Source organism: Stecheria intestinalis, assembly GCF_009696165.1.
Taxonomy (GTDB): domain Bacteria; phylum Bacillota_I; class Bacilli_A; order Erysipelotrichales; family Erysipelotrichaceae; genus Bulleidia; species Bulleidia intestinalis.
The window spans coordinates 1-1,702 of record NZ_VUMN01000065.1; the positions used below are offsets into that span (position 1 = coordinate 1).

Consider the following 1,702-nt stretch of genomic DNA (forward strand, 5'->3'; position numbering starts at 1 on the left):
TTTTTCTATTATGAAATCAGGAAGAATCCAGTCCTGATTGAGCTGTCATGAGCATATGAATCTACAATGGTAAGGTCAGGATTACCTGGGTGTATTCCTGGCCTTTCCTGCGTATAGGCATATACCGGAAAGGTCTGGGTAAAAGTAAGGACGCCACTTTTTTTAAGCTATCGAACGATAAGCCAGTGACAAAAAACGTCCTGCTTCCCTTTTGTGATATAGCCAGCTTAATCAAAATGTGCAGCCGGAAGTATTCAGGCATGCCGTATCTAATCCAGAAAAATCAGCTGTCGCAAAGGTTCAGGGAAGCTTTACCGCAGACATTTATGCCAGAGGAGGCTCTTTTATGGACGGACCAATTATCACGGTAGATGTCTCAAAAGGCAACTGCCACTATCAGCCGTGGCTGACAGCAGGCCATTCCCTGCGGAAGCCGAAAGTGCTGAACGATACGAAAGATGGCTTTGAAGCATTGTCTGAAACCATTGAGATGGTGAAGGAGAAGAGCGAAGCTGATACAGTCCCGGTAGTATTCGAGGCGACCGGCGTCTACCATCGCTGTCTCCAGAAGTATCTTGATGATATAGGAAATCCTTACATTGTCGTTCCGCCACTGCTGTCTGCAGCTTATCGGAAGACGAACCTTCATGGCAATAAGACAGACAATGCGGATTGTGCCCATATCGCCAAAGTGTATTACCAGGAAGAACATCTGCACTGCCACCAGAATGAATCGGATACGTATGCACGTCTGCGGGCAAAGAATCGCATGTATGAGAGCGAATTGAAGATCCTGCGGCAGCGGAAATGCACGTTCCGGGCAATGCTGGATGTGATCTATCCGCGCATGGATAAGTGCTTCAAAGGGCATGCAAGCCTTTACGATTCGGTTCCGATGGAAGTGCTGAAGAAATATCCGCATCCATCATTACTTCTCAGGCACAGGGAGGAAACCATTGTGAACGCGATCCAGAAGCCCGCAGGTCATAAGAAAGGCTTCACTGAAAATATCGTTCACAAGATGTATCAGTGTGCAGAGGAATGTTATTCCGGCGTGGATGCGGACAGTGTGGAAGTACAGCAGTTTCCTCAGATGATCAATGAACTCATGGAGCAGATGGAGCTCTGCAATACATACCTTGAGGAATTGATCGAAGATGCCAGTAAGTTTCCTTCCTTTGTGATTCTGCTCAGTATTCCTGGAATTGGCAGGAACATCGCGGCACGGATCATCGCGGAAATTGGCGATGTCACCCGGTTCAGGAACGCGCGAGGCATCGTAGCATATGCAGGACTGAATCCGAAAATCAATCAGTCAGGTGAGAAGGATGGGACCCACCTGGCTATATCCAAGAAAGGAAACAGACATCTGAGGTGTCTTCTTTATCTGGCAGCCACGTGCAATTACAGGCTGAAAAAGGGAGATTCTATCTATCAGTTCAACCAAAAGAAAAGGCAGCAGGCTGCCTCACCATTGAAGCCCAAAGCTGCCAATATCGCTGCGGCGGATAAACTATTGGTAGTAATTTATTCGCTTATGAAGAACGGCTCAACTTTCCGTTCCTAAGCAGATTATAGAACGAATTTTCAAAACCGGGGAGCCTGTTTCCTCTTTTCGTGGTGGCCGATCAGAAAAATTCTGAAGCTTATGAATTTATCGAAGAAATCTCTGAAAAAGGACTTGATTTAAGTTATCAAATTT

General features: G+C 46.3%; 1 protein-coding gene. It reads left to right on the forward strand.

The window, feature by feature from the left end; all coding sequences use genetic code 11:
- Positions 1 to 346: 346 nt before the first annotated feature.
- Complete coding sequence (locus tag FYJ51_RS13365; protein ID WP_154506017.1) at positions 347 to 1,567, forward strand: IS110 family RNA-guided transposase; 1,221 nt, start codon at positions 347 to 349, stop codon at positions 1,565 to 1,567.
- Positions 1,568 to 1,702: the final 135 nt, after the last annotated feature.

Excerpts from the sequence above, each read along its gene's own strand:
- FYJ51_RS13365 (WP_154506017.1), top strand. The coding sequence starts at position 347 with ATGGACGGACCAATTATCACGGTAGATGTCTCAAAAGGCAACTGCCAC.